Origin of the sequence: Methylocystis sp. MJC1 (assembly GCF_026427715.1) — a bacterium.
GTDB lineage: Bacteria > Pseudomonadota > Alphaproteobacteria > Rhizobiales > Beijerinckiaceae > Methylocystis.
Map to the genome: position 1 here is coordinate 3,810,495 of NZ_CP107558.1, position 24,576 is coordinate 3,835,070.

Consider the following 24,576-nt stretch of genomic DNA (forward strand, 5'->3'; position numbering starts at 1 on the left):
GACGAAAACATGCGCCGCTAAAGCCCCTCCGGCGGAATGGCCGTCAGAAGGCCAATCGCACGGTGCGCTGAAGGCTATAGCCGAAGCTTGTCACGCCGAACGAACCGCACCCGGTAATGTCGATGTTGGAATCTCCCGTGAACTTCACCGTATCGGCGATCAGCTGCATGCACCCGCTCGACGTCGTCGCGCCGCCGTTGAACAAAAGCGCCGCCTCGGGAAGATAAACCGCGCCCTTGAAGGTTTGCGAGGAGCCGCCGTTCAATTTGAAGAGCGTTCCCGTCGCCATGGCGCGGTCGCCATACAAGACGACGCCAGGGATGCCCGCGGCTGCGCCCGGCAAGGGCGCCTCGAGATCGACCTGCGCGCCGCCATTTATGGTCGCATTCGCCCAGCCGCTCCCCAAGCTTTGCGTAAAGACGATCGTCACGCCAAGGCCTGTCACCTGGGCCTGGCTGTTGATGACGAGTTGCCCGCCATCGATGACGTAGAGACCCGGATTCAACGTCACGGGCCCTTTGGACCCGCTGTTGGTGTTGATCGACAGGCCGTTGCAATAGACGCCGGGGTTGAGCTGGCCGCCGTCGTTGGTCGAAAATCCGTTGTAGTCGCAGCCCGAGAAGCTCGGCAGCGGAAGAGACTGATAGGGATCCGGCAGGCGCGCCTGACCCGTCATCTGGATGGCGTTGAGCGTCCCGCCGCCCTGCACGACGATATTGCCGTTCACGCTGACCATCCGCGCCGTCAGTTGCGCGGAGCCGCTTACCTCGAGCGCATCGCTCGCGCCCGAATTGCCGTAGATGTCGCAGTTGTTGAGCGTGACATTGGCGTTGCCGGTCCAGTCGAGCGCCTCGACGGCGGATTGGTCGAGCGACAGAACACAGCCCGCGCCGCCGCCGCTGACGCTCACCTGGGTCTGCGCCGCCGTCGCCGAAGCAGAGATCGGGATCGCGCTGACCTGCGCCAGTTTCATAATGATCGTCGGAACATTCGCGGCGGCCGTCACCAAATAGCCGCCCGCCTGATCATTCGCCGCCACAGTCACGCCGATTGCGGTCGCCGTCGCGCCGAGCTCGGCGTTGACGATGTTTTGCGCAAGCGCTTGCTGCGACGCCAGCGAGGCCGTCGGATCTGACTGCGCAATCGCGATCGAGGCGGAATCAACCGCTCTCTGCAGCCGGGATCTCATGACTGTGGCGTTGCGGTAGTCGATCGCCGCGCCCACCATCAGAAAGGCGGGAATGAAGGCCAGACCGAAGATCACACCGGCCGTGCCGGAGTCGTTGGAAAAGAACGATCCTCGCGCCAAAAGCGCTTTCAGTCCTGCCGATGGTTTCATCTTGCTCGCCCAAAAAAAAGACGCGGGCCCTGGAAAGGTCCGCGTCGTCATGCCGCGAAACGAGCATAGTCAATTTTTCGGAAATCAAACCTTCGAATGTATACGATGGTTTTCAGGTTATATATTTGATTGCTATGTATTTATATTGATTTATCCGGTATTTTATTCAATAAAAGATCAACATAAATTCAATTTTTCTTTCATTTTTCGCTATTTTCCAGGATGCGCGGCCGGCGCAAGCGCCGGCCGCATCTTTCTTTTCTACTCCGCAGCTTCAGCCGTCGCGGGCTCGTAGTTGAGAATGGGCCCGAGCCAGCGCTCGACATCCGCAACCAACATGCCCTTGCGGCGCGCGTAATCCTCGACCTGATCGCGCTCCACCTTGGCGACGCCGAAATAATGCGCCTGCGGGTGGCCGATATAGAGGCCGCTGACCGACGCTGCCGGCGTCATCGCGAAACTTTCCGTGAGCTTCACGCCCGTGCGCTTCTCGACGTCGAGAAGCGTGAAGAGCGTCGCCTTCTCGGTGTGGTCGGGCTGCGCCGGATAGCCGGGCGCCGGGCGGATGCCGGCGTAGGGTTCGGCGATCAGCTCCTGCGGCGCGAAGGCTTCGTCCTTGGCGTAGGCCCAGAACTCGCGGCGCACGCGCTCATGCATGCGCTCGGCGAAAGCTTCCGCGATGCGGTCCGCAAGCGCCTTCACCATGATCGACCCATAGTCGTCGTTGGCGCGCGCATAGCGGGCGGAAATCTTTTCTTCCTCCGCTCCGGCGGTGACGACGAAGGCGCCGACGTAATCCGCCTTGCCGCTCTCCTTTGGCGCGACGAAATCGGAAAGCGCGATATTCGCCTTGCCGTCGCGTTTGCCCAGCTGCTGGCGCAGCGTGAAGAAAGTCGCGAGCGGCTCGCTGCGCGATTCGCCGACGTAAAGCGCGATGTCGTCGCCGACGCTGTTCGCCGGCCAGAAACCGATGATCGCCTTGGGCGTGAACCAGCGCTCTTCCACAATGCGCTTCAGCATCGCCTGCGCATCATCGAACAGCTGGCGCGCCGCCGCGCCGCGCTCGGGATCGTCGAGCAAAGCGGGATAGCGGCCCTTGAATTCCCAGGTCTGGAAGAAGGGCGTCCAGTCGATATAGGGCACGAGCTCCGCGACGTCATAGCTCGCGAAAGCGCGGGCGCCCATGAAGCTCGGCTTCGTCGGCTCATAAGCCGCCCAATCGATCTTATAGTGATTGGCGCGCGCCTGCGCGAGCGGCACGCGCTGCTTATCGGCCTGCGCGCGCGCATGCGCATCCGCGACGCGCTCATATTCCGCGCGCGTCTCGGCCATGTAATCGCCGCGCGTCCTCTGCGAGACGAGCGCCTGCGCGACGCCCACCGCGCGGCTCGCGTCGGTGACATAGACCGCCTGCCCGCGGCGATAATTCGGGCTGATCTTGACCGCCGTATGCACCCGGCTCGTCGTCGCGCCGCCAATCAGCAGCGGCGTGTCGAGCCCTTCGCGCTCCAGCTCGGAGGCGACGAAGCACATTTCATCGAGCGAGGGCGTGATGAGGCCGGAGAGGCCGATGAGATCGACCTTCTCTTGCTTCGCGATTTCGAGAATCTTTGCCGCCGGCGTCATGACGCCGAGGTCGATCACCTCGAAGTTGTTGCAGCCGAGCACAACGCCGACAATATTCTTGCCGATGTCGTGCACGTCGCCCTTCACCGTGGCGAGCAAAATCTTGCCGGCGGAAGAGCGCGCATCCTTCCCCTCCTCCATGAAGGGCATGAGATAGGCGACCGCCTGTTTCATCACGCGCGCGGATTTCACGACCTGCGGCAGGAACATTTTGCCGGCGCCGAAGAGATCGCCCACGACATTCATGCCGGCCATCAGCGGGCCTTCGATAACGTCGAGCGGGCGCGTCGATTTCTGACGCGCTTCCTCGACGTCGGCGTCGATATATTCAGTGACGCCGTTCACGAGCGCATATTCGAGGCGCTTCTCGACGCTGTTGTCGCGCCAGGCGGCGTCCTTCTCCGCCGATTTGGCGCCGGCGCCCTTGAATCTCTCCGCCGCTTCCACCAGCCGTTCGGTCGCGTCCTTGCGGCGGTTCAACACCACGTCTTCGCAAAGCTCGCGCAGCTCAGGGTCGATCTCGGCGTAGACCGCGAGCTGGCCGGCGTTGACGATGCCCATATCCATGCCCGCCTGAATGGCGTGGTAGAGGAAGACTGAATGCATCACCTCCCGCACCGGCTCATTGCCGCGGAAGGAGAAGGAGAGGTTCGACACGCCGCCCGAGACATGGGCGTAAGGCAGGTCGCGCTTGATGGTGCGCGTCGCCTCGATGAAGTCGACGCCGTAATTCTCATGCTCCTCGATGCCCGTCGCCACCGCGAAGATGTTGGGATCGAAGATGATGTCCTGCGGCGGGAAGCCGACTTCTTCCATAAGAATCTTGTAGGCGCGCGCGCAAATTTCCGTCTTGCGTTTAAGCGTATCAGCCTGACCCGTTTCGTCGAAGGCCATGACGACAACAGCAGCGCCGTAACGGCGCACTTTCTTGGCGTCTTCGACGAACTTCTCTTCGCCTTCCTTCAGCGAGATCGAATTCACCACGCCCTTGCCCTGCAGGCACTTCAGGCCAGCTTCGATGACGCTGAATTTCGACGAATCGACCATCACCGGCACGCGGGCGATGTCCGGCTCGGCGGCGAGCATATTGAGGAAGTCGACCATGGCGCGCTGCGAGTCGAGCAGGCCCTCGTCCATATTGATGTCGATCACCTGCGCGCCATTCGCCACCTGGTCGCGCGCGACGTCGAGCGCCGCCGTGTAGTCGCCATTGGTGATGAGCTTGCGGAACTTGGCCGAGCCCGTGACATTGGTGCGCTCGCCGACATTCACAAAGGGGATATCCTTGGTGAGCGCGAAGGGCTCGAGCCCGGAAAGACGCAGCAGCGGCTCGATCGTCGGGACCGCGCGGGGCTTCATCCCCTTCACCTTCTGCGCAATGGCGCCGATGTGATCGGGCGTCGTGCCGCAGCAGCCGCCGAGAACGTTCACCAGCCCCGCCGCGGCGAATTCGCCGACGAGCTCGGCCATATATTCCGGGCTCTCGTCATAGAGACCGAACTCATTCGGCAAGCCGGCGTTGGGGAAGGCGCAGACGCGCGTGTCGGCCACGCGGCCGATCTCGGCGATATGCTGGCGCATCTCCCGCGCGCCGAGCGCACAATTGAAGCCGATGGAAAACGGCTTGGCGTGCGACAGCGAATTCCAGAAGGCGACCGACGTCTGGCCGGAGAGCGTGCGCCCGGAAAGATCGGTGATCGTGCCCGAGATCATGATCGGGAAGCGCGTGCCGATTTCCTCGAACGCGTCTTCAAGCGCATAGATCGCCGCCTTGGCGTTCAGCGTGTCGAAGACCGTCTCGACCAGCATGATGTCAGCGCCGCCGGCGATTAGGCCCAGCGCCTGCTCTTTGTAGGCGGCGCGCAGCTCGTCGAAGGTGACGGCGCGGAAGCCTGGATTCGAAACGTCGGGAGAAATAGACGCCGTGCGATTGGTCGGCCCCATCGAGCCGGCGACGAAACGGCGCACGCCGGTTTTCGACGCCACTTCGTCGGCCGCCGCGCGCGCGAGCTTAGCGCCTTCGCAATTGAGCTCGAACACAATCGATTCGAGCCCGTAATCCGCTTGCGCGATGGTCGTGCCGCTGAAGGTGTTGGTTTCAATGATATCGGCGCCGGCGTCGAGATAGGCGACGTGGATCGCCTTGATCGCCTCGGGCTGGGTGAGGATCAAGAGATCATTATTGCCGCGCAGATCCTTAGGGTGATCCTTGAAACGCTCGCCGCGGAAGTGGCTTTCCTCGAATTTATGGCGCTGGACCATCGTGCCCATGGCGCCGTCGAGAATGAGGATGCGACTGCTCGCCGCCTCTTCCAGCGCCTTCAGAATGTTCGGGCCGTGAGCTTTGTCGAAAGTCATGCGTCTACTTTCTCGCGAAGGGGACGAACGCCGAGCAGGTGGCATATGGCGAAGACCATATCGGCGCGGTTGTTGGTGTAGAAATGAAACTCCTCGACGCCGGCGCGGGCCAGGCCCATCACCTGCTCGACGGCGGTCGTCGCGGCGACGAGCGCGCGGGTCTCTTGATCTTCATCGAGGCCGTCGAAACGCTCGGCGACCCAGCGCGGCACGCTCGCGCCCGCCTTCGCCGCGAAATTCGCGACCTGCTTGAAATTGCGGATCGGCATGATGCCCGGTACGATCGGGATCGTAATGCCGCGGGCGCGCGCCTTGTCGAGAAAGCGGAAGTAGACGTCGTTGTCGAAGAAGAACTGCGTGATGGCGCGCGTCGCGCCGGCGTCGATCTTCGCCTGCAGCGCGTCGAGATCCTGTTCGATAGAGCGGCTTTCGGGATGGCCCTCGGGGTAGGTCGACACCGAAATCTCGAAATCATGCAGCCGACGAATGCCCTGCACGAGATCGGAAGAGCTGGCGTAGCCCTTGGGGTTGGGTTCGAACGCCGTGCCGACGCCTGTCGGCGGATCGCCGCGCAGCGCCACGATGTGGCGCACGCCAGCCTCCCAATAGGCGTGAAGAATCTCGTCGATCTCTTCTTTCGAGGACGACACGCAAGTGAGATGCGCCGCCGGCTTCATGACGGTCTCGCGGGCGATGCGCGCGACGATCGCATGGGTGCGCTCACGCGTCGAGCCGCCCGCGCCATAGGTGACGGAGACGAAATGCGGCCGCAAGGCTTCGAGGCGCTTCACCGACGCCCAAAGCTGCGTCTCCATCTCCGCCGTCTTGGGCGGAAAGAATTCGTAAGAGATATTGAACCGCGAGCCGGAGGCGGTCGGATGCAGCGCGTTGAACATCAGGCGGTCTCATAGGAAGAAGCAGGAATCGGATCGGCGATCGTGCGCGGATCGCGCGCGAGCCACAGTGAAACAGTCAACTTCGCGCCCTCGCCGGCGGCCGGCGAAAGCGCGCGGTGCATCACCGTCTCCAAGCCCGCCTGGGCGAGAAGGTCGGCGATCTCGCTTTCGGAAAAGCCGAGGCGGCGATGGGCGTGCTTGTCGCGCAGGGCCTCTTCCTGATGCGGCGCGAAGTCGACGACGAGCAGCCGCCCGCCGGGCGCCAATACGCGCGCCGCCTCGCGCAGCGCGCGGGCCGGATCGTCAAGATAGTGCAGGACCTGATGCATGATCGCGAGATCGACGGAATTGCGCTCAATCGGCAAAGCGTAAATGTCGCCCTGGCGCAATTGCACATTGCGTAGCCCCGTCTCCTCCATGCGACCGCGCGCCACAGCGAGCATGGCGGTCGAAAGATCGACGCCAATGGCGCGTTCCGCGAGCGGCGCGAAGAGCTCCAGCATGCGGCCGGCGCCGGCGCCGAGATCGAGCAGGGTGCGCACCGGCGCATCGCCCACGGCCTCGCGCATGGCGTCCTCGACGCGCGCCTCGGGGACATGCAGCGAGCGGATATCGTCCCATTCGGCGGCGTGGGCGGCGAAATAGCGGGCGGCGTTTTCGGCGCGGGCCTGGCGCACGTCTTCGAGGCGCGCCTGATCCTCGGCGAGAACCGCATCATTGGGATCGAGCCAGGCCGCAATGTCGCGCGCCATGGCGCCCGCCTGTCCCGTCGGCGACAGTCGAAAGAAAGCCCAGGCGCCTTCGCGGCGGCGCTCGACCAGGCCGGCCTCGACGAGGAGCTTCAGATGGCGAGAAACGCGCGGCTGCGACTGGCCGAGGATGGTGACGACCTCGCTGACGGTGAGCTCGGACTGGTTAAGCAGAGCGAGCAGCCGCAGCCGCGTCTCTTCCGCGGCTGCATTGAGCGCCGCGAGCGCGGGGTCCAGCCTTAGGGAATTGGGGGCGGTCATGCGGCCTCTACTGCGAGATATAAAGATATCTATATGCGTTGATCGCAGAAGCTGCAAGCCCCGCAAAACGAACAGGGACATCCCGCCGTCTGCTTCAACTTGTCGCTTGACGGAAACGGGAAACGGGAGCAACATTTCCCTTACATCGCAACCGCTTCGGCAAATGAAGCGGGATCGCTCGGGCGGGACCTCGACGCGGCAGCGATACAGGAGACGCCGGCGTACTCCCTGTCACCGGCGGAGCGGTCGAGCAACTTTAGTTGCGGAGGAGCATGACGCCACCGGGTCAGATCATTTGACCGGCGTTTGGTTCCGGTCAAAGCGGGAAGCCAGGCTCAGCGCTGCCTGACATGTCCCGTTCCGAAAAATTCCCTACCATTTGAAGAAGGCTCGCCGCGAAGGCCAAGCAGCGGGCGTTCTTTCCCGAAACTGGACCATACCAGCAGCTTCCGAGAGAAGCATTGGGCCCCGTTCGCACTAGGCGACGGGGCCTTCGCTGTTTTAGCGCCACGTCATTGCGAGCGAAGCGAAGCAATCCAGGGCAGCTATGGGGGCTCTGGGTTGCTTCGTCGGCTTCGCCTCCTCGCAATGACGGCCCCTGATAAGCCTCCAAAAAGAAACGGCCGCCCGAAGGCGGCCGTCAGAAGCTCGAAAGCCCTATGCTTACGCCGGCGCCTTTTCCTCTTCGGCCGCGACCACTTCGAGGAAGGTCTCGGCGGCCTCGCGGCGCTCGAAGACGTGGGGCTGCAGGCCGCGCTTGGCCATGGCTTCCTTCATCTTCATGCGGGCGAAGGCGCTCGTCGCATAGCGCGTCGTCGTCAGATAATAATGCTGGCTCAGATATTCGATCATCTCGGCGTAGTCGTCGTAGAGCGCCTCGGCGATCCGCGCGCCGTCGTGGTTGACGACGGAATTCACGCGCTTGCCCACCTTCTGGCAGGCGGCGCCGAGCGCTTGGCGCATTTCGTCGACGTCCTTCTTGGTGCGCGCATTCCAGCCCTCGAGATTGAGGAAGAGAATATTGCGCGCGGCGTCGTAGCTGATGCGCTGATCGAGATTGAGGTTGAGCAGATCATTGATCAGCCCCATGGGCTCGTCGATGAAGATGCGACGGTCCATAAGCTGCGGATCATTGATGATCGGCTTGAAGTCCATGAAGGGCAGAATGTGCTTGTCGATGTCGATGCCGGGCGCGACCTCGACCAGCTCCAGACCATTCTCCTTGAGCTGGAAGACGCAACGCTCGGTGACGTAATAGACCGGCTGCTTGCGCTTCTGCGCGAATTTGCCCGAGAAGGTCGTCTGCTCGACCGAGTTCAGGAACTTCTTGTTGCGGCCTTCCTGAAGGATATTGACCTTGCCGTCGGCGATCTCGACGCGCAGGCCGCCATTGGTGAAGGTGCCGGCGAAGACGACAAGACGCGCGTTCTGGCTGATGTTGATGAAGCCGCCGCAGCCGTTGAGGCGCCCCCCGAATTTCGAGGTGTTGACATTGCCCTGCAGGTCGCATTCGGCCATGCCGAGGCAGGTCATGTCGAGACCGCCGCCGTCATAGAAATCGAACTGCTGGTTCTGCTGGATAATGCTGTCGGCGTTGGTCGCCGCGCCGAAGCTCGAACCCGAGGCCAGCACGCCGCCGATCGCGCCGGCTTCCGTCGTCAGCGTGATATAGGGCGTGAGCTTTTCTTCATTGGCGACGGCGGCGATGCCCTCCGGCGCGCCAACGCCGAGGTTGACGACGCCATTCGGCGGTAGCTCGAAGGAGGCGCGGCGAGCGATGACCTTGCGCTCGTCGAGCGGCATTTTCGAGAGCTTCTCGACCGGCACGCGGACTTCGCCGGCGAGCGCCGCATTATACATGACGCCGTAATTCATACGGTGCATCTCGGGCTGATCGGCGACCACGACGGCCGAGACCAGAATGCCCGGCACATGCACGTCCTTGGGCTTGATCGAACCCTGCTCGACGATGCGCTCGACCTGCGCGATGACAAGGCCGCCATTATTATGCGCGGCCATGGCCTGGGCGAGATTGTCGAGAACCAGCGCCTCCTTCTCCATGCTGATATTGCCCGAAGGGTCAGCCGAGGTGCCGCGGATGAAGGCGACGTCGATCTTGGTGGAGATGTAGAAGAGCCACTCCTCGCCCTGGATGTTGTGATATTTGACGATGTCGTCGGTGGTGACGTCGTTCACCTTGCCGCCGCCGAAGCGCGGATCGACGTAAGTATAAAGACCGACTTTCGAGAACAGGCCCGGCTGGCCGGCGGCGCAGGCGCGGTAGAGCTGCGAGATGACGCCCTGGGGCAGGTTGTAGCCCAGAATCTTATTCTCCTGGGCGGCCTGGGCGACCTTGGGCATGCGGCCGAAATTGGCGGCGATGACGCGCTTGAGCAGGCCCTCGTGGTGGAAGCGGCCGGTGCCGAGGCCCTTGGAGTCGCCGGCGCCGGCGGTCATGATCAAGGTCAGGTCGCGCGGGTGCTGGGACTCGACGAAACGCTTCTCCAGCGCGGCGTGGAGCGCCTCGGGAATGCAGCTTTGAACGAAGCCCGTGGTAGTCACGACATCATTGTCGCGGATGAGCGCAATCGCCTCGTCGGCGCTGATGACCTTGTTATTCGCCATTTCCTGTGGGTTCCCCTCGACTCCGCTCTTGTAAGCGGCGCCGGCTGCGGCCGCCTCGGCGGACTTTTTGCTGAAATGATGGGCGCAAGCGTAGAGACCGCGCCTTGGAAGCGCAATAGCGACGATGCCGCATGAATTCTAGGGCTCTTTTCGGATAGGCGGAGAGGACAAATCTATGAATGGCGCGCGGGGATCGACCCGCGCGCCCATGACGCAAGCGCGCGCCGGTCAGCCATTTTGCGCAGGCGCGACGTCGACGACGATCTTCCCGAAGGGCCCGCTTGCGAGATGCGCCATCGCCTCGGGCAGCGCCTCGAAGGGGTAGCGCCGGTCGATCACGGGTTGCAGGCCGATCGTTTCGACGGCTGTGACGAAGTCTTCCGTGGCGCGGCGGTGACCGACGAAAACGCCCCTGACAACGAGCTGCTTGAGCATGAGCGGGAGAACTGGCGCCGAGAGATCGAGGCCCTCGATGATCCCGATGACCGAAATCTGGCCGCCCACGGCGGCCGCCTCCACGGATTTCGCGAGATTGGCGCCGCCCGCGATTTCGAGGATGTGATCGACTCCCCGCCCGCCCGTGACTTCGATCACCGCCTTCGCCCAGTCGCCGACGTTGCGATTGACGCCAATATCGGCGCCGAGCGCCTTGGCCCGTTCGAGCTTGGCGTCGTCGCTGGACGTGACGATGACCTTTGCGCCATGCGCCCGCGCGATCTGCACGCCGAACAGCGCAACGCCGCCAGTGCCCTGCACGAGGACGGTTTGACCGGCGCGAAGCCGCCCCGCTTCGATGAGCGCGGCCCAGGCGGTGACGCCGGCGACCGGCAGCGTGCTCGCCTGCGCGTCGGAGAGGCTCCCCGGCGCCCGAACCAGCCAATCGGCGGGCAGAGCGACGAACTCCGCCAGCACGCCGGGCAGCGGCCCGCCCATGGTCGTCGAAAAGGGCCGCGCCGCCGACCCCGGCGGCAGTCCGTCGATCCAGCCGGGCACATAGCTCGATAAGACGCGGTCGCCGGCGCTGAAACGCGTGACGCCCGCGCCGCAGGAGGCCACCCTCCCGGCGAGGTCGGAGCCGGGCGTGAAGGGAAAGTCGAAGCCGCCGCCGAACTTCCCGTCGATGACGAGCTGGTCGCGATAATTCAGGGAAACATTCGCGACCTGAACCAGCACGTCGCCGGGGCCCGGCTCGGGGCGCGCCATTTCAACGAACTTCAGATTATCGCGGCCGAAAGAATCGATCGTCCAAGCCCTCATTCCAATGCTCCTGTCTCGATGCGGAGCTGAAACGATAAATGCGCCAGAGGCGCTACAGTTGCGCCGATCTTTCCGCATATTGTATCGTTTGAAGAGCCAATGAGGCGCTAATGGACCCTATCAGCCTCACGTCCATTTTCCTGGCTTGCGCGGAGGCGGGCGGCTTCTCGGCCGCCAGCCGGGCTCTCAACCTGTCGCGATCCTCAGTAGGCAAAGCCGTCGCGCGACTCGAGGCGCAGCTCGGCGTCCGCCTCTTCCACCGCACCACACGCAGCCAGAGCCTGACGGAAGACGGCCAGCTTTACTATGAGCACGCGCGGCGCGCGATGGCCGAGCTCGATGCGGCGCGCGGGGCGATGGCCTCGGGTCGGCGGGAGCCTGCCGGCGTCCTGCGGGTCACGGCGCCGGTCTGCCTCGGCCGCCACTGCATCGCGCCTTTGCTTTTAAGATTTGCCGCGGCGCATCCGCGCCTGGAGCTCGCAATGTCCTTCACCGATCGGCCCGTCGATCTGATCGAGGAAGGCTATGATCTGGCGGTCCGCATCGCGGCGAGTCTGGATTCGACCGGCGTCGCCGGCCGGCGCCTGGGCGCGCAAAGGATGACTATCTGCGCCGCGCCCGACTATCTCGCGCGGCGCAGCGCGCCGGCGACGCCGGCCGATCTCGAAAGCCACGATCTGCTGATCTATACGCGCGCCAACGCCATGCGTCACTGGCGTTTTCCCGACGCCTGCGGACGCGTCCCCGCCTTCGCGACAAAGGCCCGGGCGCGTTTCGACGATCTCGACGCGCTCGCCGGCGCTGCCGTCATGGGGTTTGGCCTTGCTTGGCTCCCCTCCTACCTGGCGAAGAAATGGCTGGAGGCCGGCGCTCTGGTCGAGGTAATGCCAAGCGAGCCGGCCGTCGTGTTCGACATCATGCTGCTCTGGCCGCAAGGGCCGCAAATGCCGATGCGCGTCAGGCGGGCGATCGACTTTCTCGTCGCGGAAGCGCCCGCCCTCCTGGATTGAGCCTAGTCGCCCCTGTAAACGCAGCCCTCGAAACAACTGTCGCGGAAAATGCCGATCTCGCAGAGGCCAGGGAGCGCGGGCGCGAGGTCGCGCCAGATATAAAGGCACAGGTTTTCGAGCGTCGGCTTGCCGAGGCCTTCCAGATCATTGAGGAAGGAATGGTCGAGCTTCTCGCGCAGCTCTGCGAGACGGCGGCCGAGCTTGCCCAGGTCCATGACCCATTGCTCCTCGCCGTGGCGCTCGCCGCGCAGGGTCACGCGCACACGGAAGGAGTGCCCGTGGAGGTTGCGGTATTTGCCGCCGTCCTTTGCCTCGGGGTCGTAGAGGGCGTGCGCCGCCTCGAAATAGAATTCGCGGAAGACCTCGAAACTCGCCACCGTCACTTCACCCCGATCATCTTGTGCGTCTGCAGCGACAGCCGCCAGCGCGGATGGGCGAGGCAGTAGTCGACCGCGGCCCTCGTATTACGCAGAATCTCCGGGCCGTCCATGGGCTGCAACAGAAAATGGCGGAAGTCGAGGCTTTCATATAAGGCCGGATCGGCTCCTTCCTGCGGGTAGACGAGCTTCATTTCGTCGCCGCGCGTCTGGGCCAGCGTCGTTCCGGCTTTCGGAGAGACACAAATCCAGTCCAAGCCGGGCGTTGCGGGGAGCGTCCCATTGGTCTCGACCGCGATCTCGAACTCTTCCGCATGGAGCGCGTCCACGAGAGCCGCGTCGATTTGAAGCATGGGTTCGCCGCCGGTCAGCACGGCGAACCGCCCCTCGCGGCCCGCCCCCCAGAGCGCGGCAAGATGCGCGGCGAGCGCCTGGGCGTCGCCGAACTTGCCGCCGCCCTCGCCGCCCGTCCCGATGAAATCCGTATCGCAGAAGCGGCATTCGGCTGCGGCGCGGTCCTGCTCCCGCCCGCTCCACAGGTTGCACCCGGCGAAGCGGCAGAAGACGGCGGCGCGGCCCGCGTGCCGTCCTTCGCCTTGCAGCGTCTTGAAAGCTTCCTTGACGGCGTAACTCACCGGCTTTCCGTCCTACTCACCCATTCTTCGGCAACGCATCGTCCTTGTCCTTCTGCTCCGGCGGCTGAGGGCTCGGATCGAGACTGCGGATGTAGCTCGTGATGTCGTCGATCTCCCTGCGCGAGAGATGCATGTCCGGCATCGGCGGGTGCGGATCGATGAGGAAGTTGCCGATCTGCTTTTTATCGGGCCGCCGCTTTGCGATGTCCAAGAAGGATGGCGCGTCGGCGACGGCCGTCGTCTGGTCGCTGGAGACGACGTGGCAGCTCGCGCACCAACGCTTGGCGATGACCGCGCCCTTTTGCGCATCCCCGGCGAAAGCAGGCGCAGCGAAAAGCGCGGCGCTCGCAGCGAGGCTGATGAAACCTGGGGCGCGTGAGTATGATGCCATGCGTCGATCCTTGTAAGGCGGCCTCAGGTTTCGATTCGCCCCGGCCACATGCGATGTAAGCATAACTCCCAGGACGCGAGAAACCGCGCCCGCGTTAATCTTTCGGCAAGATCCGACACGAATTGCAGGGCCTAAGCCGGCCTCCTGCTGCAAATTTGCAACAGTAGTTGTGTTGTTGTTGCAACAGGTGCGGAAGATTAGATTTAAGAGCCGCGAACACGGCTCAGAAGCCCCTTTTCAGCCATAAAAGCTGAGATAAGCTCCCCCCTGTCACTTGCTCATCCAGGACGCGGGAAGACACCTTCGGCGGCGACCTCGCCCCGTCGGCGCGCTCTCCTATTTTTCGTTGCGCACGAGGATGTCGGCAGTGTGCCTTGTGTCGCGTTCAGGCGCTGGCTCAGCGCCTTGGGTCGAGGAAGTCGGATAATTATGGTCGGATCCGCGCAAAAATACATCTCTGTCGCTGCAAAGCAAAAGACCAAGCGCGTGGCGCTTCCGACCGGCCTCTTCGCGGCGAGCTTCGCCATGCTCGTGACCGCCTTCGTCGCCCCCGCCCCGGCGCTCGACGCGCCGTCCGCGCGCGCGCCGGAGACGACGCCGCTTCCTATCTTCAAGAATCCCCGCGCCGCTCTGCGCGCCGGGCTGGAAAGCTACCACGCCGGCGACGCGGCCACCTCTGTCGCCGCGCTGCGCTACGCCGCCGAGGGGGGCGAGGCGCTGGCCCAATGGAAGCTCGGCCGGATGTACGCCGATGGCGATGGCGTCCGCCGGGACGACGCCAAGGCTTACGACTACTTCTCGAAGATCGTCGATCATTTCGCCGAGGAGGAGCCGGACCCGCGCGAGCGCTCCATGGCGGCGAACGCCTTTGTGGCGGTCGGCCTCTACCTGCGCGACGGTCTGACCTCGGCCAAGATCGAACCCGATCTCGACCGCGCCTTCGAACTCTTCCGCTACGCCGCGACCTATTTCCGCAACGCCGACGCCCAGTTTTATCTCGCCCGCATGTATCTCGACGGCGCGGGCGTGAAGAAAGACATGCGGCAGGGCGTCAATTGGCTCGAGCTTGCCGCGCGCAAAGGCCACGCGCAGGCGCAAGCGATGCTCGGCCGACTAATGTTCAACGGCGAGGCCGGCGGCGGCGCGCAGAAAGCGCGCGGGCTGATGTATCTGACGCTCGCGCGCGACGCCGCGACGGGCGGCGGGGTCAATGAGCAGTGGATCGTCGACTCACACGCGAAGGCGCTGGCCACGGCCAACGAAGCGGAACGCAAGGCCGCCGTCGCTTTGCTCGAAGACTATCTGCGCGAGCGGAGCAACTGAAGAATAGCGCTCGCCTAGCGCACTGAGCGCCCGCCGTCATTGCGAGGAGCGTAAGCGACGAAGCAATCCAGAGCCGTGTTGCGGCCCTGGATTCTTCGCTCCGCTCGCAATGACGGCGACTTTGGATTGCGCTTAATGCCCGGGCGCTGCGGCGCCTTTGAATTTTACCGGGACAAGAAGCCGGCGCACGCCATCGGGTCCCGGCGGCGGGAAGCGCCCAGCCCGGATATTGACTTGTATGGACGGCAGCAAAAGGCGGGGCGCCGCTAGCGCCTTGTCGCGTTTCTGGCGATCCGCAACGAACTCCTCTTCGCCCACCCCGTCCTTTATCTGCACGTTTTTCGCCCGCTCCTCGGCGACCGTTGTCTCCCAACGATAGAAATCACGGCCTGGCGCCTTGTAGTCGTGGCACATGAAGAGCCGCGTCTCGGGCGGCAGGGCCAGCAGGCGGCGGATGGACCGGTAAAGCGCGCGTGCGTCTCCCCCCGGGAAATCGGCGCGGGCGGTCCCGTAATCCGGCATGAACAGAGTGTCGCCGACGAAGACCGCGTCGCCGATCTTATAGGAGACGCAGGCGGGCGTATGTCCCGGCGTATACATGACCTCTATGTCGAGCCCGCCCAGCGGCAGGCGGTCGCCGTCCTTGAACAGGCGGTCGAAATCGCGGCCCGCGGGGGCGATGTCGTCGGCCAAAAATACCGGGCGGAATATCTCCTGGACCGCGACGATATGCTCGCCGACCCCGACTTTCGCGCCGGTGGCGGCTTTCACGACCGGCGCCGCCGAGAGATGGTCGGCATGAGCATGGGTTTCGAGCACCCACGCGACGGTCAAGCCTTCTTCGCGCGCGACCGACAAGACCGTATCGATCGAACGGGTGTCGGCAACTCCGCCGCCCGGCTCGAAATCGAGCACAGGGTCGATAATCGCGGCCAATTTGGTCGCTGGATCGGAAACGAGATAGGTGATGGTGAAGGTGGCTTCGTCGAAGAAGCCCCTGATCGTCGCCGACATGTTTTCTCTCCGTCGCGCGCTTGCTTGCCGCAACGATATATGCAACTTATCTAAATAAGCAATATCTAATGTTGTGATCCAGAGGATCGCCGATGCTGACGCCCTTTGTGATGAAACTCGCCGCCGGCACGCTGTCCGGCGTCTTCGTCGGCTTTACGCTCGGACTCATCGGCGGCGGCGGCTCGGTCCTCGCCGTGCCGCTTCTCGTCTATTTCGTCGGCGTGCCGGAGCCGCATATCGCCATCGGCACGAGTTCCGTCGCTGTGTCGGTCAACGCTGTCTTCAACCTCGTCAACCACGCCCGATCGGGCGCGATCAAATGGCGCTGCGCATCGGTCTTCGCCCTTTTCGGCGCGCTCGGCGCCTTCGTGGGCTCGACCCTCGGCAAGCTTATCAATGGTGAGAAGCTCCTCGCTCTCTTCGGCCTTTTGATGCTCGTCGTCGGCGCGCTGATGTTCCTCAATCGCCGTGGGCAGGGGCATCCTCAAGTGCGGCTGAGCCGCGAAAATTTCCCGCGCCTCGCCGCAACGGGCGCCGCGACCGGCGCGCTTTCCGGGTTCTTCGGCGTCGGCGGCGGTTTTCTGATCGTTCCGGCCCTCATGTTCGCAGCCAATCTGCCGATCCTCAACGCGATCGGCTCCTCGCTTGTTTCGGTCACGGCCTTCGGCGTGACGACGGCGGTCAATTACGCGGCCTCCGGCCTCGTCGACTGGGCGCTCGCCGGCGGGATCCTCGGCGGCGGCGTCATCGGCGGCATGATCGGCGCGGCGACCGCGCGCCGCCTTTCCGCCCAGCGCGGCACGCTGGCGACGGCCTTTGCGGGAATCGTCGTCACTGTTGCGCTTTACGTTATCTGGCGGTCGGTCGGGGCGCTGACGTAATCAGCGCAGCTCCCCAAAAATCGCCACATGGTCGGAGGGCTTCTCCCCCGCCCGCATTGCCTTGACGATCTCGACCCCCGTCAGCCGGTCGGCGGCCTGCGGCGAGAGCAGCAGGTGGTCGATGCGGATGCCCTTGTTCTTCTGCCAGGCGCCCGCCTGATAGTCCCAGAAGGTGTAAAGCCCCGCGTCGTCGGTGACGGCGCGGAGCGCGTCCGCATAGCCAAGGTTCAGGAGCCGCCGATAGGCCTTGCGGCTCTGCGGCAGGAACAGCGCGTCGCTTGCCCAGGCGGCCGGGTCATAGACGTCGCAAGCCTCCGGGATGATGTTGTAATCGCCCGCGAGCACCGTCGCCTCCTCGAGCTGCAGGAGCGCAGCGGCGTGGCGCGTCAGCGCCTCCATGAAGGCGAGCTTATAGTCGTATTTGGGCGTGTCCGCCGGATTGCCGTTGGGCGCATAAATGCTCGCGACGCGCAGGGCCCCGCCATCGTGGGAGATCACCGCCTCGATGTAGCGCGACTGCCCTTCGTGGTCGAAATCGGGAAGCCCGACGCGCGATTCCTCGATCGGATGTTTGGAGAGGATCGCCACCCCGTTGAAGGTCTTCTGCCCATGCAGAATGACATTATAGCCCGCGTCTTCGACCTCCATGCGCGGGAAGGCGTTTTCCTCGCATTTGAGCTCCTGCAGGCAGAGGACGTCCGGCGTGGTCTCCTTCAAAAAGGACAGAAGCGGCGTGAGCCGCTGCCGGACGGAATTCACGTTCCAAGTCGCGATGCGCAAAAAGAGGCTCCCGCTAGTGCGAGGCGCGCCTCGCTCATTCGTTCATTGCAGCCGATAGGCGGCGTGACATGCGTTGCAGGCTTGCACGACCTGGCTCAGCTCGGCAAGCGCGGGACGCGGATCGCCGCCCTGCTTCAACTTTGCCGCCTCTTCGGCAAATTTCGACGCCTGCGCATGCATGGCCATGCCGAGCCCCTGCATGGCTTCCGGCATATGGCTCGCCATCATCATCGGCATCTCGCCGAGACCGCCAGATTTTGCGTTCGGCTTGCAGGCGGCCGAACCCGGCGAGCCCATGCCGAGCCGCGTCTCGGCGATTTTCGCCGCGCCCTCGCCGTCGCTTTTGGCGAGCGCCGCCAGAATTTCCGCGACCGTCTGCTGATGCCCGCGCATATTCGTGAGCATATGCGCCTTCATCGGCGGCGGCATGTCGACCTCGATGCGCGTGTCCTTCGCCATCTTCGACATCATCTGCATGTGATCGTGATGATCCTGCGCCGTGGCGCCGGCGGCGAGAAGCGACAGGCCGCAAATCATTGCAACAGGGAACAGAACCCGCATCTCATTTCTCCCCACTCGAATGGCTGAGCCTAGCGTGCTTTGTCGAAGACGCGCCAGAGCAAATTGTCATGGCCGCGCTTTTGGCGGCAGTGTCAGAACCTGACCCCGTTTCAGTCTCCCGACATGCACGCCCGGATTGGCCGCGGCGATCTCGCGCCAGCGCGCGACATTGCCATATTTTTTCTTCGCGATGCGCATCAGCGTATCGCCGCGCTGGACGACATATGTTTCGACAGGCGCCGGCGCCGGTTCCGCCTCCACCGGGCAAGCCGCAGAGGGCGGCGCGGCTTCTTTCGGCGCCGGCGGCGGCGCGCCGGGCTCGACCACGTCGAATTCGCCGCGAATCATGCCCATCCAGCAGCTCCACGGAATCAGGCCCGCATTCTGTGGCGTGAAGTCGATGGTCTGGAGCCCGGGCTTCAAATCGAATTCGAGGCCAAGGGCGGGGACGACAATGCGATGATTGCACTGCGTGATCCGCGTGGCGTTGATCACCCATTTGACCGGCGCGCCGCGAATGAGCGTGAAGCGGGAAGGCGCATAACCGAGCGCATTCGCCTCCATCTCGATGGTCTGCACGGCGCGCGCGGGCGGCGGGGCGCTCGTTGCGATCGGCGCGTCGCTTTGCTGCATCTGCGCCACGATCGAGCCGAGATCGACGCCCCAGCCTGTTAGTATCAGCCCGCGGTTGATCATCACCGCGCCCAGCGCGACGACGATCACGCCCGAGGATTTCAGCAGGCGATGCGTCAGCGCATTCGAGAGCATCGAGGCGATGACGCCGAAGGCGAGCATGACCGGCAGCGTGCCAAGCCCGAAAGCCAGGAGCATTTTTGCGCCTTCGATGGCGCTGCCGGTTCCGGCCGCCATCACATACATCGCCTGCAAAGGGCCGCAGGCGATCATCAAGCCATTGAGGAGCCCGATGACAAAGGGGCGATGCCGTCCGTTCGCTTCACGATGTACCCAACGTTCGAGCGGCGCCGGCAGGGAAAGGCGAAAGCGCCGCAGCGGCGCGAACAGGCCCAGCATGTTGAGCCCGAAGATGATGAGAAAGGCCCCCGCCGCCATGCCCGCCACGCCCCGCAGCAGCGGCGTGAAAGCGATGATCGCGCCCAGCGCGCCGAAGGCGGCGCCGATCGCTGTATAGGAGAGCGTCTTGCCGGCGCCGAAAGCGAGATGCGAAAGGCGCGACGAGCGGTTGGCGCGCGCATCCGCGGTCGTATAGCTCACCACGAAGGCGCCGCACATGCCGATGCAGTGGAAGCCCGTCACGAGCCCGAGCAGGAAGATAAGCCAGAGGCTCATATGCTGCGCAATGTCGGGAGAGCCGTGAGCGCTGATCCATTTGGTGTCGATGTAGATCAGACCTGCGAGACCGACGGCGGCCACGGCAAACAATGCTAGCCGCTGCAGCAGCGGCTTTTCGCGCCGCTCGCCTAATTCGACGCGATAGCCATTTTCCTCGACGCTCTCATAGATCGCGTCGAGGCCGACCGCCTGAGGGTCGAAGTCGACTGTAACGGTTTCGGTTGGATAGCTGGCGACGGCGCGGCGCACGCCAGGAAGTCTTCGCAGACTCCTTTCGATAATATGCTCGCACCCATGACAGTGCATGCCATGGGCGCGAAAAATAACCGTCTCATCGCCCAAGATCCACGCCTCGCCGCCGGCGTCGATTGAAACGAATTGCTATTTGCCGAGCGTATTCATGCCCAGAAGTTTATAGGCTGGACAGAAATTGATGAAGGCGGTTGCGAGAGGCACGAGTCCGATGAAGCCCCAAGCCGTCTTCGGACCGATAAAGGCGAGACTGAGCAGCACCAGCCCTGCAACGATACGGATGATTTTATCCGTCTGGCCGATATTCGCTTCCATCACGACCCTCCCTTGGTGTTGTGCCCCAAAAGATATGCGTCGCCGCGGCCATTGCCATCAGCGACTTTGTCGCCAAAAGGCCGCGGCGCATCGTCGCGCGTTACTTGCGGCGCTCGTCGTCGTCGTCGAGCTCAAGCCACATGGCGTTGAGGATGCCGAAGGCGCAGGCGAGCCCTAGGCCGAGGATCCAGGAAAAATACCACATGCCGTCTCTCCCTTCAGTAATAGTGATCGTCGCCTTTTTCGATCGCCGCCTCGCGCACCGCGCCGCGCAACACCCAATAGACCCATGAGGTATAGGTAAGCACGATCGGCAGGAAGAAGAGGGCTACGACGAGCATGAGCCCGAGCGTGGCCTGGCTCGACGACGAATCCCACACGGTCAGGCTCTCGCCCGGATGCGAAGAAGATGGCAGCAGGAAGGGAAACAGGCTGAAGCCCGCCGTCGTCACGACGCCTGCGACAGAGACGCTCGACGCCAAGATCGCGAGCGGCGAACCGATCGCCAGCAGGATCGCGGCGCCGAGCGCGCCGAGAAGGGCGGCAAGGGGCGCGAGCGCGGCAAGCGGAAACCGCGCATAATTGAGAAGCCACTCGCCGGCGCCGGCCACGACCGTCTTGCCGAAGGGGTTCGACGGGCCGGCGTAATTGACGTCCGACTCGATTCGATAGCCTTCGATTCCGGTGGCGATCCAGAGCCCTCCCGCCAGAAGCAGTAGTACGAGCGCCAGGGCGGCGGCGGCGGCGATACCGCGCGCCCGAGCGCTAATCTCGCCCTCGGTCTTGCCCGCGAGCCAGGCGGCCCCTTGCATGAACAGCATCACCACGCTCACAAGTCCGCAGAGCAGCGCGAAGGGGCGCAGCAGGCCGAGAAGGTCGCCCTCATATTGGAAGCGCAGCGACGGATCGAAATGGAAGGGGACGCCCAGCAGCAGATTGCCGAAAGCGACGCCAAACAACACCGACGGCAAGGCGCCCGAGACGAAAAAGAGCCAGTCCCATGTCGCGCGCCAGAGCGGCTCCTCCCGCTTGCTGCGGAAGGTGATGGAGACGGGCCTTAGAATGAAGCCGATCAGCACCAGCAACATCGCGAGATAGAAGCCGGAGAAGGAGGCGGCGTAGAGCGGCGGCCAGGCGGCGAAGATCGCGCCGCCGCCCAGAATGAACCAGACCTGATTGCCTTCCCACACCGGGCCGATCGTGTTGATCAACACGCGGCGCTCGACATCCTTCTTCGCCACGAAGGGGTGCAGCATAGCGACGCCGAGGTCGAAGCCGTCGAAGATGGCGAAGCCGACGAGCAGCACGCCGAGGAGCGCCCACCAGATGAAGCGCAGGGTCGCATAATCGAACATGTGGCGTTCCTTTTAGCGCGAGGCGTCGAAGGCGGGCTGCGCTTCCGGAAGCGCGCCGGCAAGCGGCGGGGATGCCGGCGCGGGATGCGGTCCCTTGCGGATATATTTGACGAGCAACCCTACATCGACCGCCGCAAGCGCCGTGTAGAAGATGACGAAAGCCGCGAGGCTCGCCGCGACATTGGAGGCGGGCACGCTCGACACGCCGACGAAGGTCGGCATCACGCCGTCGATGATCCAGGGCTGGCGGCCATATTCGGCGACGATCCAGCCGAGCTCGGCGGCGATCCAAGGCAGGGGCAGGCTGAACATGGTGAGCCGCAGAAACCACGGCTGGCCGCAGCGCCGCTGGCTCGACAGATAGAAGGCGACGCCGAAGAGCACGATGAAATAGAAGCCCAGCGCCACCATGATGCGGAAGGACCAGAAGAGGACCGGCACATCGGGGATGGTCGAGAGCGCCGCCTGCTTGATCTCGTCCTCGGTGGCGTTCTCGATGTCCGGGCGGATGCGCTTGAGCAGCAGCGAATGGCCGACGTCGCGCATCGAGCCTTCGAGCTGCGGCGGCACGGAAACGCCAACGCGGCCGCCTTGCTCGGTCATCCATTTATAACCGGGAAGTCCGTTGCGGATGCGCGCCGCATTGTGCTCGACAAGCGGCTTGATGCCTTCGACGGGTTTGTCGAAGGAGCGCGTCGCGATAAGGCCCAGGACATAGGGGATTTCGACCGCATATTTGGTCGTCTGGGTCTGGAGATCGGGCAGGCCGAAGAGCGTGAAGGAAGCCGGTGCGGGCTCCGTCTCCCACATCGCCTCGATGGCGGCGATTTTCATCTTCTGGTTTTCACCCGCCGTATAGCCGCTCTCGTCGCCGAGCACGACGACCGACAAGGCTGACGCAAGACCGAAGCTCGCGGCGACAGTCAGCGAGCGGCGTGCGATTTCGACGTGCTTCTTGCGTAGGATGTAATAGGCGCCGATCGACATGACGAACATGGAGCCGGTCACATAGCCGGCGCTGACCGTATGGACGAATTTCGATTGCGCCACCGGATTGAACATCACTTCGAAGAAAGAGCTGAGCTCCATGCGCATCGTCTGCGGATTGAAGGCGGCGCCGACGGGATTGGACATCCAGGCGTTGGCGATAAGAATCCAGAGCGCCGAGAAGTTGGAGCCGAACGCGACGAGCCAGGTGACGAGAAGGTGTTGCACCTTGGTGAGACGCTTCCAGCCGAAGAAGAAGAGGCCGACGAAAGTCGCCTCCAGGAAGAAGGCCATCAGCCCTTCGATGGCGAGCGGCGCGCCGAAAATATCGCCGACATAGTGGGAGTAATAGGCCCAGTTCGTTCCGAACTGGAATTCCATCGTGATGCCGGTGGCGACGCCCATCACGAAATTGATGCCGAAGAGCGTCCCCCAGAATTTGACCGCGTCCCGCCAGATCTCGCGCCCCGTCATCACATAGACGCTCTCCATGATGGCGAGCAGCAAGGTGAGACCCAAAGTGAGCGGCACAAAGAGAAAGTGGTATAGGGCCGTCAGCGCGAATTGCAGACGGGAAAGTGTGACGACGTCAAAGTCCATTGCGACTGTCCTGCTTTGGCGCAAGCCCGCCGGAAAAGGGACACGTCCCTCCGGTCAGAGCCTGCTCGGCACCCTTGCGAGGTCTCTTGGCTCATGGAAGCGATGAGACACCGCAAAATTCGAGTTCAACGCGCGTGCGGCTTCTCCAAGAGCGCCGCAGCCATGTCGGCCGGCGACACATGGATGCGATGCGCCGGACTGAAGAACAGGAAATACAGCAAGAAAATTGCCGCTACTTTGACAGTGATCGCGAGCGTTAGTTCGCGGCGAAGGGTGCTGCGCGGCATTTTACGTGGAATCCTCAAGCGTTAGCGGCCCGGCGCGGCCGATGGTCGCGCCGGGCCGGCTGTATCAGAGAACGCGGCGCAAGCGTTCGATTCCGATCAGCTTCATGATGTAGCGTTCGTAAACCGGCTCGCTTTGTCCGTTACGCACCTTACGCAAGAAGTATTTCTCATATGCGACTTTCGCCCAGTGCACCCAACGACCCTGGCTCGACCAGTTGACGTTGCGCGGCGGGATTTGCGGCTGAGCGACGAAGGCGACGCCGCGATCGCCGAAATCGGCGAGGCAAACGGCGTTCCATGTGCCTTCTTCCTTCGGCTCTTTGCCGTTGATGACCGCCGCAATGTTGTGCGCGGTCGCCGTCACCATTGATTCGATCATATAACCCGTTTTGGGCATGCCTGTCGCAACAGGCGTCGGTTCCGCCGGCGGGATGGCGACGCAGACGCCGACGCCGAAGACGTTCTTGAAGGTCGGATTGCGCTGGTTCTTGTCGATGACGACGAAACCGCGCGGGTTGACGAGACCTTCGATTCCCATCAGCGCGTCGATGCCCGTGAAGGCCGGCATCATCATCGCGAATTTGAAGGGAAGCTCGTGTTCTTTCTTCAACGAGCCGTCGTCGTTCAACTCCTGGCATTTGAGGACGCCCGGCTCCACCGAGGTGGTCTTCGCGTTAGTGATCCATTTGACGTCACGATCGCGGAAAGCGGACTCGAGCATGCCCTTGGTGTCGCCGACGCCGCCGAGGCCCAGATGGCCGATATAGGGCTCCGACGTCACGAAAGTGATCGGCACCTTATGGCGGATGCCGCGCTTGCGCAGGTCTGACACAAGGATCATTGCATATTCGTAAGCGGGCCCGAAACAGGAAACAGCGGGAGACGCGCCGACGACGATTGGTCCGGGATCCGCGCAGAATTCTTCCCAGGCCTTCGACGCGATTTCGGCGTGCTGCAGCGTGCAGATCGAATGCGTATGGCCGCCATGCGGGCCGAGCCCCGGGATTTCTGAGAAGGCGAGCTTGGGCCCCGTCGCGATGACGAGATAGTCATAGGAAATGCTCTCGCCATTATTGAGCTCGATGCGGTTCTCCGCTGGATGCACGCGCTTGGCGCCGGCATCCGTGAAGCCGATGTTCTTTTTCTTGAACACGGGCGCGAGCGGCACCTTCAATTCCTCGGGCTTGCGCCAATTGACCGCGAGCCAGGGATTTGACGGCGTGAATTGAAAGTTCGGCAAATCGGAAACGACAGTGACCTTGTGCTCCTTCTTCAAGGATTCGCGCACTTCGATCGCTGCCGCGACGCCGCCGATTCCGGCGCCGAGAACCACCACGTGAGCCATCTGACATCCTCCCATAGTCGCGGCAGACTGCCGCGCGCTCG

At 63.5% G+C, this 24,576-nt stretch carries 22 protein-coding genes; 3 read left to right on the forward strand and 19 right to left on the reverse strand.

Features of this window, described 5'->3' with window-relative positions:
- Window positions 1-43: 43 nt before the first annotated feature.
- From OGR47_RS18315 to OGR47_RS18340, 6 genes are all read right to left on the reverse strand, one after another.
- Window positions 44-1,339 (reverse strand): TadE/TadG family type IV pilus assembly protein, encoded by a 1,296-nt coding sequence (locus OGR47_RS18315; RefSeq protein ID WP_165049265.1) that lies wholly within the window; start codon window positions 1,337-1,339, stop codon window positions 44-46.
- 261 nt (window positions 1,340-1,600) lie between these two features.
- Complete coding sequence (gene metH, locus OGR47_RS18320; protein ID WP_165049267.1) at window positions 1,601-5,323, reverse strand: methionine synthase; 3,723 nt, start codon at window positions 5,321-5,323, stop codon at window positions 1,601-1,603.
- On the reverse strand, window positions 5,320-6,219 hold the full coding sequence (gene metF / locus OGR47_RS18325; RefSeq protein ID WP_165049269.1) for a methylenetetrahydrofolate reductase [NAD(P)H]: 900 nt from the start codon (window positions 6,217-6,219) through the stop codon (window positions 5,320-5,322). The genes metH and metF overlap by 4 nt, the downstream gene beginning before the upstream one ends.
- Window positions 6,219-7,229 (reverse strand): ArsR/SmtB family transcription factor, encoded by a 1,011-nt coding sequence (locus tag OGR47_RS18330; RefSeq protein ID WP_165049272.1) that lies wholly within the window; start codon window positions 7,227-7,229, stop codon window positions 6,219-6,221. The genes metF and OGR47_RS18330 overlap by 1 nt, the downstream gene beginning before the upstream one ends.
- A gap of 663 nt (window positions 7,230-7,892) precedes the next feature.
- Window positions 7,893-9,854: an acyl CoA:acetate/3-ketoacid CoA transferase gene (locus OGR47_RS18335; RefSeq protein ID WP_165049274.1), complete on the reverse strand. Its 1,962-nt coding sequence runs from the start codon at window positions 9,852-9,854 to the stop codon at window positions 7,893-7,895.
- Between the two features lie 228 nt (window positions 9,855-10,082).
- Window positions 10,083-11,111, reverse strand: a complete 1,029-nt coding sequence (locus OGR47_RS18340; RefSeq protein WP_165049276.1) for a zinc-dependent alcohol dehydrogenase family protein — start codon at window positions 11,109-11,111, stop codon at window positions 10,083-10,085.
- A 110-nt stretch (window positions 11,112-11,221) separates the two neighbouring features.
- Here OGR47_RS18340 and OGR47_RS18345 point away from each other — a divergent pair, with 110 nt between their 5' ends.
- On the forward strand, window positions 11,222-12,121 hold the full coding sequence (locus tag OGR47_RS18345) for a LysR family transcriptional regulator (RefSeq protein WP_165049279.1): 900 nt from the start codon (window positions 11,222-11,224) through the stop codon (window positions 12,119-12,121).
- A gap of 2 nt (window positions 12,122-12,123) precedes the next feature.
- On the opposite strand, the gene OGR47_RS18350 is transcribed toward OGR47_RS18345, so the two are convergent.
- From OGR47_RS18350 to OGR47_RS18360, 3 genes are read right to left on the reverse strand one after another with little or no spacing between them, the layout of a single operon-like run.
- Window positions 12,124-12,504 (reverse strand): 6-pyruvoyl trahydropterin synthase family protein, encoded by a 381-nt coding sequence (locus tag OGR47_RS18350; RefSeq protein ID WP_246729569.1) that lies wholly within the window; start codon window positions 12,502-12,504, stop codon window positions 12,124-12,126.
- Window positions 12,501-13,133 carry a 7-carboxy-7-deazaguanine synthase gene (queE, locus tag OGR47_RS18355; RefSeq protein WP_165049282.1) on the reverse strand — a complete coding sequence of 211 codons (633 nt, stop codon included), beginning with the start codon at window positions 13,131-13,133 and terminating at the stop codon, window positions 12,501-12,503. Before queE ends, OGR47_RS18350 begins: the two co-directional genes overlap by 4 nt.
- Window positions 13,134-13,149: 16 nt before the next feature.
- Window positions 13,150-13,524 carry a c-type cytochrome gene (locus OGR47_RS18360; RefSeq protein ID WP_165049284.1) on the reverse strand — a complete coding sequence of 125 codons (375 nt, stop codon included), beginning with the start codon at window positions 13,522-13,524 and terminating at the stop codon, window positions 13,150-13,152.
- A 429-nt stretch (window positions 13,525-13,953) separates the two neighbouring features.
- Here OGR47_RS18360 and OGR47_RS18365 point away from each other — a divergent pair, with 429 nt between their 5' ends.
- Complete coding sequence (locus OGR47_RS18365; RefSeq protein WP_165049287.1) at window positions 13,954-14,847, forward strand: tetratricopeptide repeat protein; 894 nt, start codon at window positions 13,954-13,956, stop codon at window positions 14,845-14,847.
- A gap of 132 nt (window positions 14,848-14,979) precedes the next feature.
- Here OGR47_RS18365 and OGR47_RS18370 read toward each other — a convergent pair whose 3' ends face one another.
- The gene (locus OGR47_RS18370) at window positions 14,980-15,861 is read right to left on the reverse strand and encodes an MBL fold metallo-hydrolase (protein WP_165049289.1); all 882 of its coding nucleotides are present in this window, start codon (window positions 15,859-15,861) and stop codon (window positions 14,980-14,982) included.
- A gap of 92 nt (window positions 15,862-15,953) precedes the next feature.
- Here OGR47_RS18370 and OGR47_RS18375 point away from each other — a divergent pair, with 92 nt between their 5' ends.
- Window positions 15,954-16,742, forward strand: a complete 789-nt coding sequence (locus OGR47_RS18375) for a sulfite exporter TauE/SafE family protein (RefSeq protein ID WP_165049291.1) — start codon at window positions 15,954-15,956, stop codon at window positions 16,740-16,742.
- Here the strand turns inward: OGR47_RS18375 and xth are convergent, their stop codons facing one another.
- The 9 genes from xth to OGR47_RS18420 all read right to left on the reverse strand — a co-directional run bounded on the left by xth (window position 16,743) and on the right by OGR47_RS18420 (window position 24,535).
- Window positions 16,743-17,522: an exodeoxyribonuclease III gene (xth, locus tag OGR47_RS18380; protein ID WP_165049293.1), complete on the reverse strand. Its 780-nt coding sequence runs from the start codon at window positions 17,520-17,522 to the stop codon at window positions 16,743-16,745.
- 42 nt (window positions 17,523-17,564) lie between these two features.
- The gene (locus OGR47_RS18385; protein WP_246729570.1) at window positions 17,565-18,083 is read right to left on the reverse strand and encodes a hypothetical protein; all 519 of its coding nucleotides are present in this window, start codon (window positions 18,081-18,083) and stop codon (window positions 17,565-17,567) included.
- Between the two features lie 66 nt (window positions 18,084-18,149).
- Window positions 18,150-19,700 carry a sulfite exporter TauE/SafE family protein gene (locus tag OGR47_RS18390; protein WP_246729588.1) on the reverse strand — a complete coding sequence of 517 codons (1,551 nt, stop codon included), beginning with the start codon at window positions 19,698-19,700 and terminating at the stop codon, window positions 18,150-18,152.
- A gap of 75 nt (window positions 19,701-19,775) precedes the next feature.
- Window positions 19,776-19,961, reverse strand: a complete 186-nt coding sequence (locus tag OGR47_RS18395; protein WP_165049296.1) for a DUF2892 domain-containing protein — start codon at window positions 19,959-19,961, stop codon at window positions 19,776-19,778.
- Window positions 19,962-20,061: 100 nt separating this feature from the next.
- Window positions 20,062-20,166 (reverse strand): cytochrome bd-I oxidase subunit CydX, encoded by a 105-nt coding sequence (gene cydX, locus OGR47_RS18400; RefSeq protein ID WP_165049298.1) that lies wholly within the window; start codon window positions 20,164-20,166, stop codon window positions 20,062-20,064.
- Window positions 20,167-20,179: 13 nt separating this feature from the next.
- Entirely contained in the window at window positions 20,180-21,316 is a 1,137-nt protein-coding gene (cydB, locus tag OGR47_RS18405) for a cytochrome d ubiquinol oxidase subunit II (protein WP_165049300.1), read from the reverse strand.
- 12 nt (window positions 21,317-21,328) lie between these two features.
- On the reverse strand, window positions 21,329-22,903 hold the full coding sequence (locus OGR47_RS18410) for a cytochrome ubiquinol oxidase subunit I (RefSeq protein ID WP_165049303.1): 1,575 nt from the start codon (window positions 22,901-22,903) through the stop codon (window positions 21,329-21,331).
- A 125-nt stretch (window positions 22,904-23,028) separates the two neighbouring features.
- A complete protein-coding gene (gene cydP / locus OGR47_RS18415; RefSeq protein ID WP_165049305.1) occupies window positions 23,029-23,190 on the reverse strand; it encodes a cytochrome oxidase putative small subunit CydP in 162 nt (53 codons plus the stop codon).
- Window positions 23,191-23,254: 64 nt separating this feature from the next.
- Complete coding sequence (locus OGR47_RS18420; RefSeq protein ID WP_165049307.1) at window positions 23,255-24,535, reverse strand: NAD(P)/FAD-dependent oxidoreductase; 1,281 nt, start codon at window positions 24,533-24,535, stop codon at window positions 23,255-23,257.
- Between the last annotated feature and the right edge of the window lie 41 nt (window positions 24,536-24,576).

Excerpts from the sequence above, each read along its gene's own strand:
- OGR47_RS18315 (WP_165049265.1), bottom strand. The coding sequence starts at position 1,339 with ATGAAACCATCGGCAGGACTGAAAGCGCTTTTGGCGCGAGGATCGTTC.
- metH (WP_165049267.1), bottom strand. The coding sequence starts at position 5,323 with ATGACTTTCGACAAAGCTCACGGCCCGAACATTCTGAAGGCGCTGGAA.
- metF (WP_165049269.1), bottom strand. The coding sequence starts at position 6,219 with ATGTTCAACGCGCTGCATCCGACCGCCTCCGGCTCGCGGTTCAATATC.
- OGR47_RS18330 (WP_165049272.1), bottom strand. The coding sequence starts at position 7,229 with ATGACCGCCCCCAATTCCCTAAGGCTGGACCCCGCGCTCGCGGCGCTC.
- OGR47_RS18335 (WP_165049274.1), bottom strand. The coding sequence starts at position 9,854 with ATGGCGAATAACAAGGTCATCAGCGCCGACGAGGCGATTGCGCTCATC.
- OGR47_RS18340 (WP_165049276.1), bottom strand. The coding sequence starts at position 11,111 with ATGAGGGCTTGGACGATCGATTCTTTCGGCCGCGATAATCTGAAGTTC.
- OGR47_RS18345 (WP_165049279.1), top strand. The coding sequence starts at position 11,222 with ATGGACCCTATCAGCCTCACGTCCATTTTCCTGGCTTGCGCGGAGGCG.
- OGR47_RS18360 (WP_165049284.1), bottom strand. The coding sequence starts at position 13,524 with ATGGCATCATACTCACGCGCCCCAGGTTTCATCAGCCTCGCTGCGAGC.
- OGR47_RS18365 (WP_165049287.1), top strand. The coding sequence starts at position 13,954 with ATGGTCGGATCCGCGCAAAAATACATCTCTGTCGCTGCAAAGCAAAAG.
- OGR47_RS18370 (WP_165049289.1), bottom strand. The coding sequence starts at position 15,861 with ATGTCGGCGACGATCAGGGGCTTCTTCGACGAAGCCACCTTCACCATC.
- OGR47_RS18375 (WP_165049291.1), top strand. The coding sequence starts at position 15,954 with ATGCTGACGCCCTTTGTGATGAAACTCGCCGCCGGCACGCTGTCCGGC.
- OGR47_RS18385 (WP_246729570.1), bottom strand. The coding sequence starts at position 18,083 with ATGCGGGTTCTGTTCCCTGTTGCAATGATTTGCGGCCTGTCGCTTCTC.
- OGR47_RS18390 (WP_246729588.1), bottom strand. The coding sequence starts at position 19,700 with ATGCACTGTCATGGGTGCGAGCATATTATCGAAAGGAGTCTGCGAAGA.
- OGR47_RS18395 (WP_165049296.1), bottom strand. The coding sequence starts at position 19,961 with ATGGAAGCGAATATCGGCCAGACGGATAAAATCATCCGTATCGTTGCA.
- cydX (WP_165049298.1), bottom strand. The coding sequence starts at position 20,166 with ATGTGGTATTTTTCCTGGATCCTCGGCCTAGGGCTCGCCTGCGCCTTC.
- cydB (WP_165049300.1), bottom strand. The coding sequence starts at position 21,316 with ATGTTCGATTATGCGACCCTGCGCTTCATCTGGTGGGCGCTCCTCGGC.
- OGR47_RS18410 (WP_165049303.1), bottom strand. The coding sequence starts at position 22,903 with ATGGACTTTGACGTCGTCACACTTTCCCGTCTGCAATTCGCGCTGACG.
- cydP (WP_165049305.1), bottom strand. The coding sequence starts at position 23,190 with ATGCCGCGCAGCACCCTTCGCCGCGAACTAACGCTCGCGATCACTGTC.
- OGR47_RS18420 (WP_165049307.1), bottom strand. The coding sequence starts at position 24,535 with ATGGCTCACGTGGTGGTTCTCGGCGCCGGAATCGGCGGCGTCGCGGCA.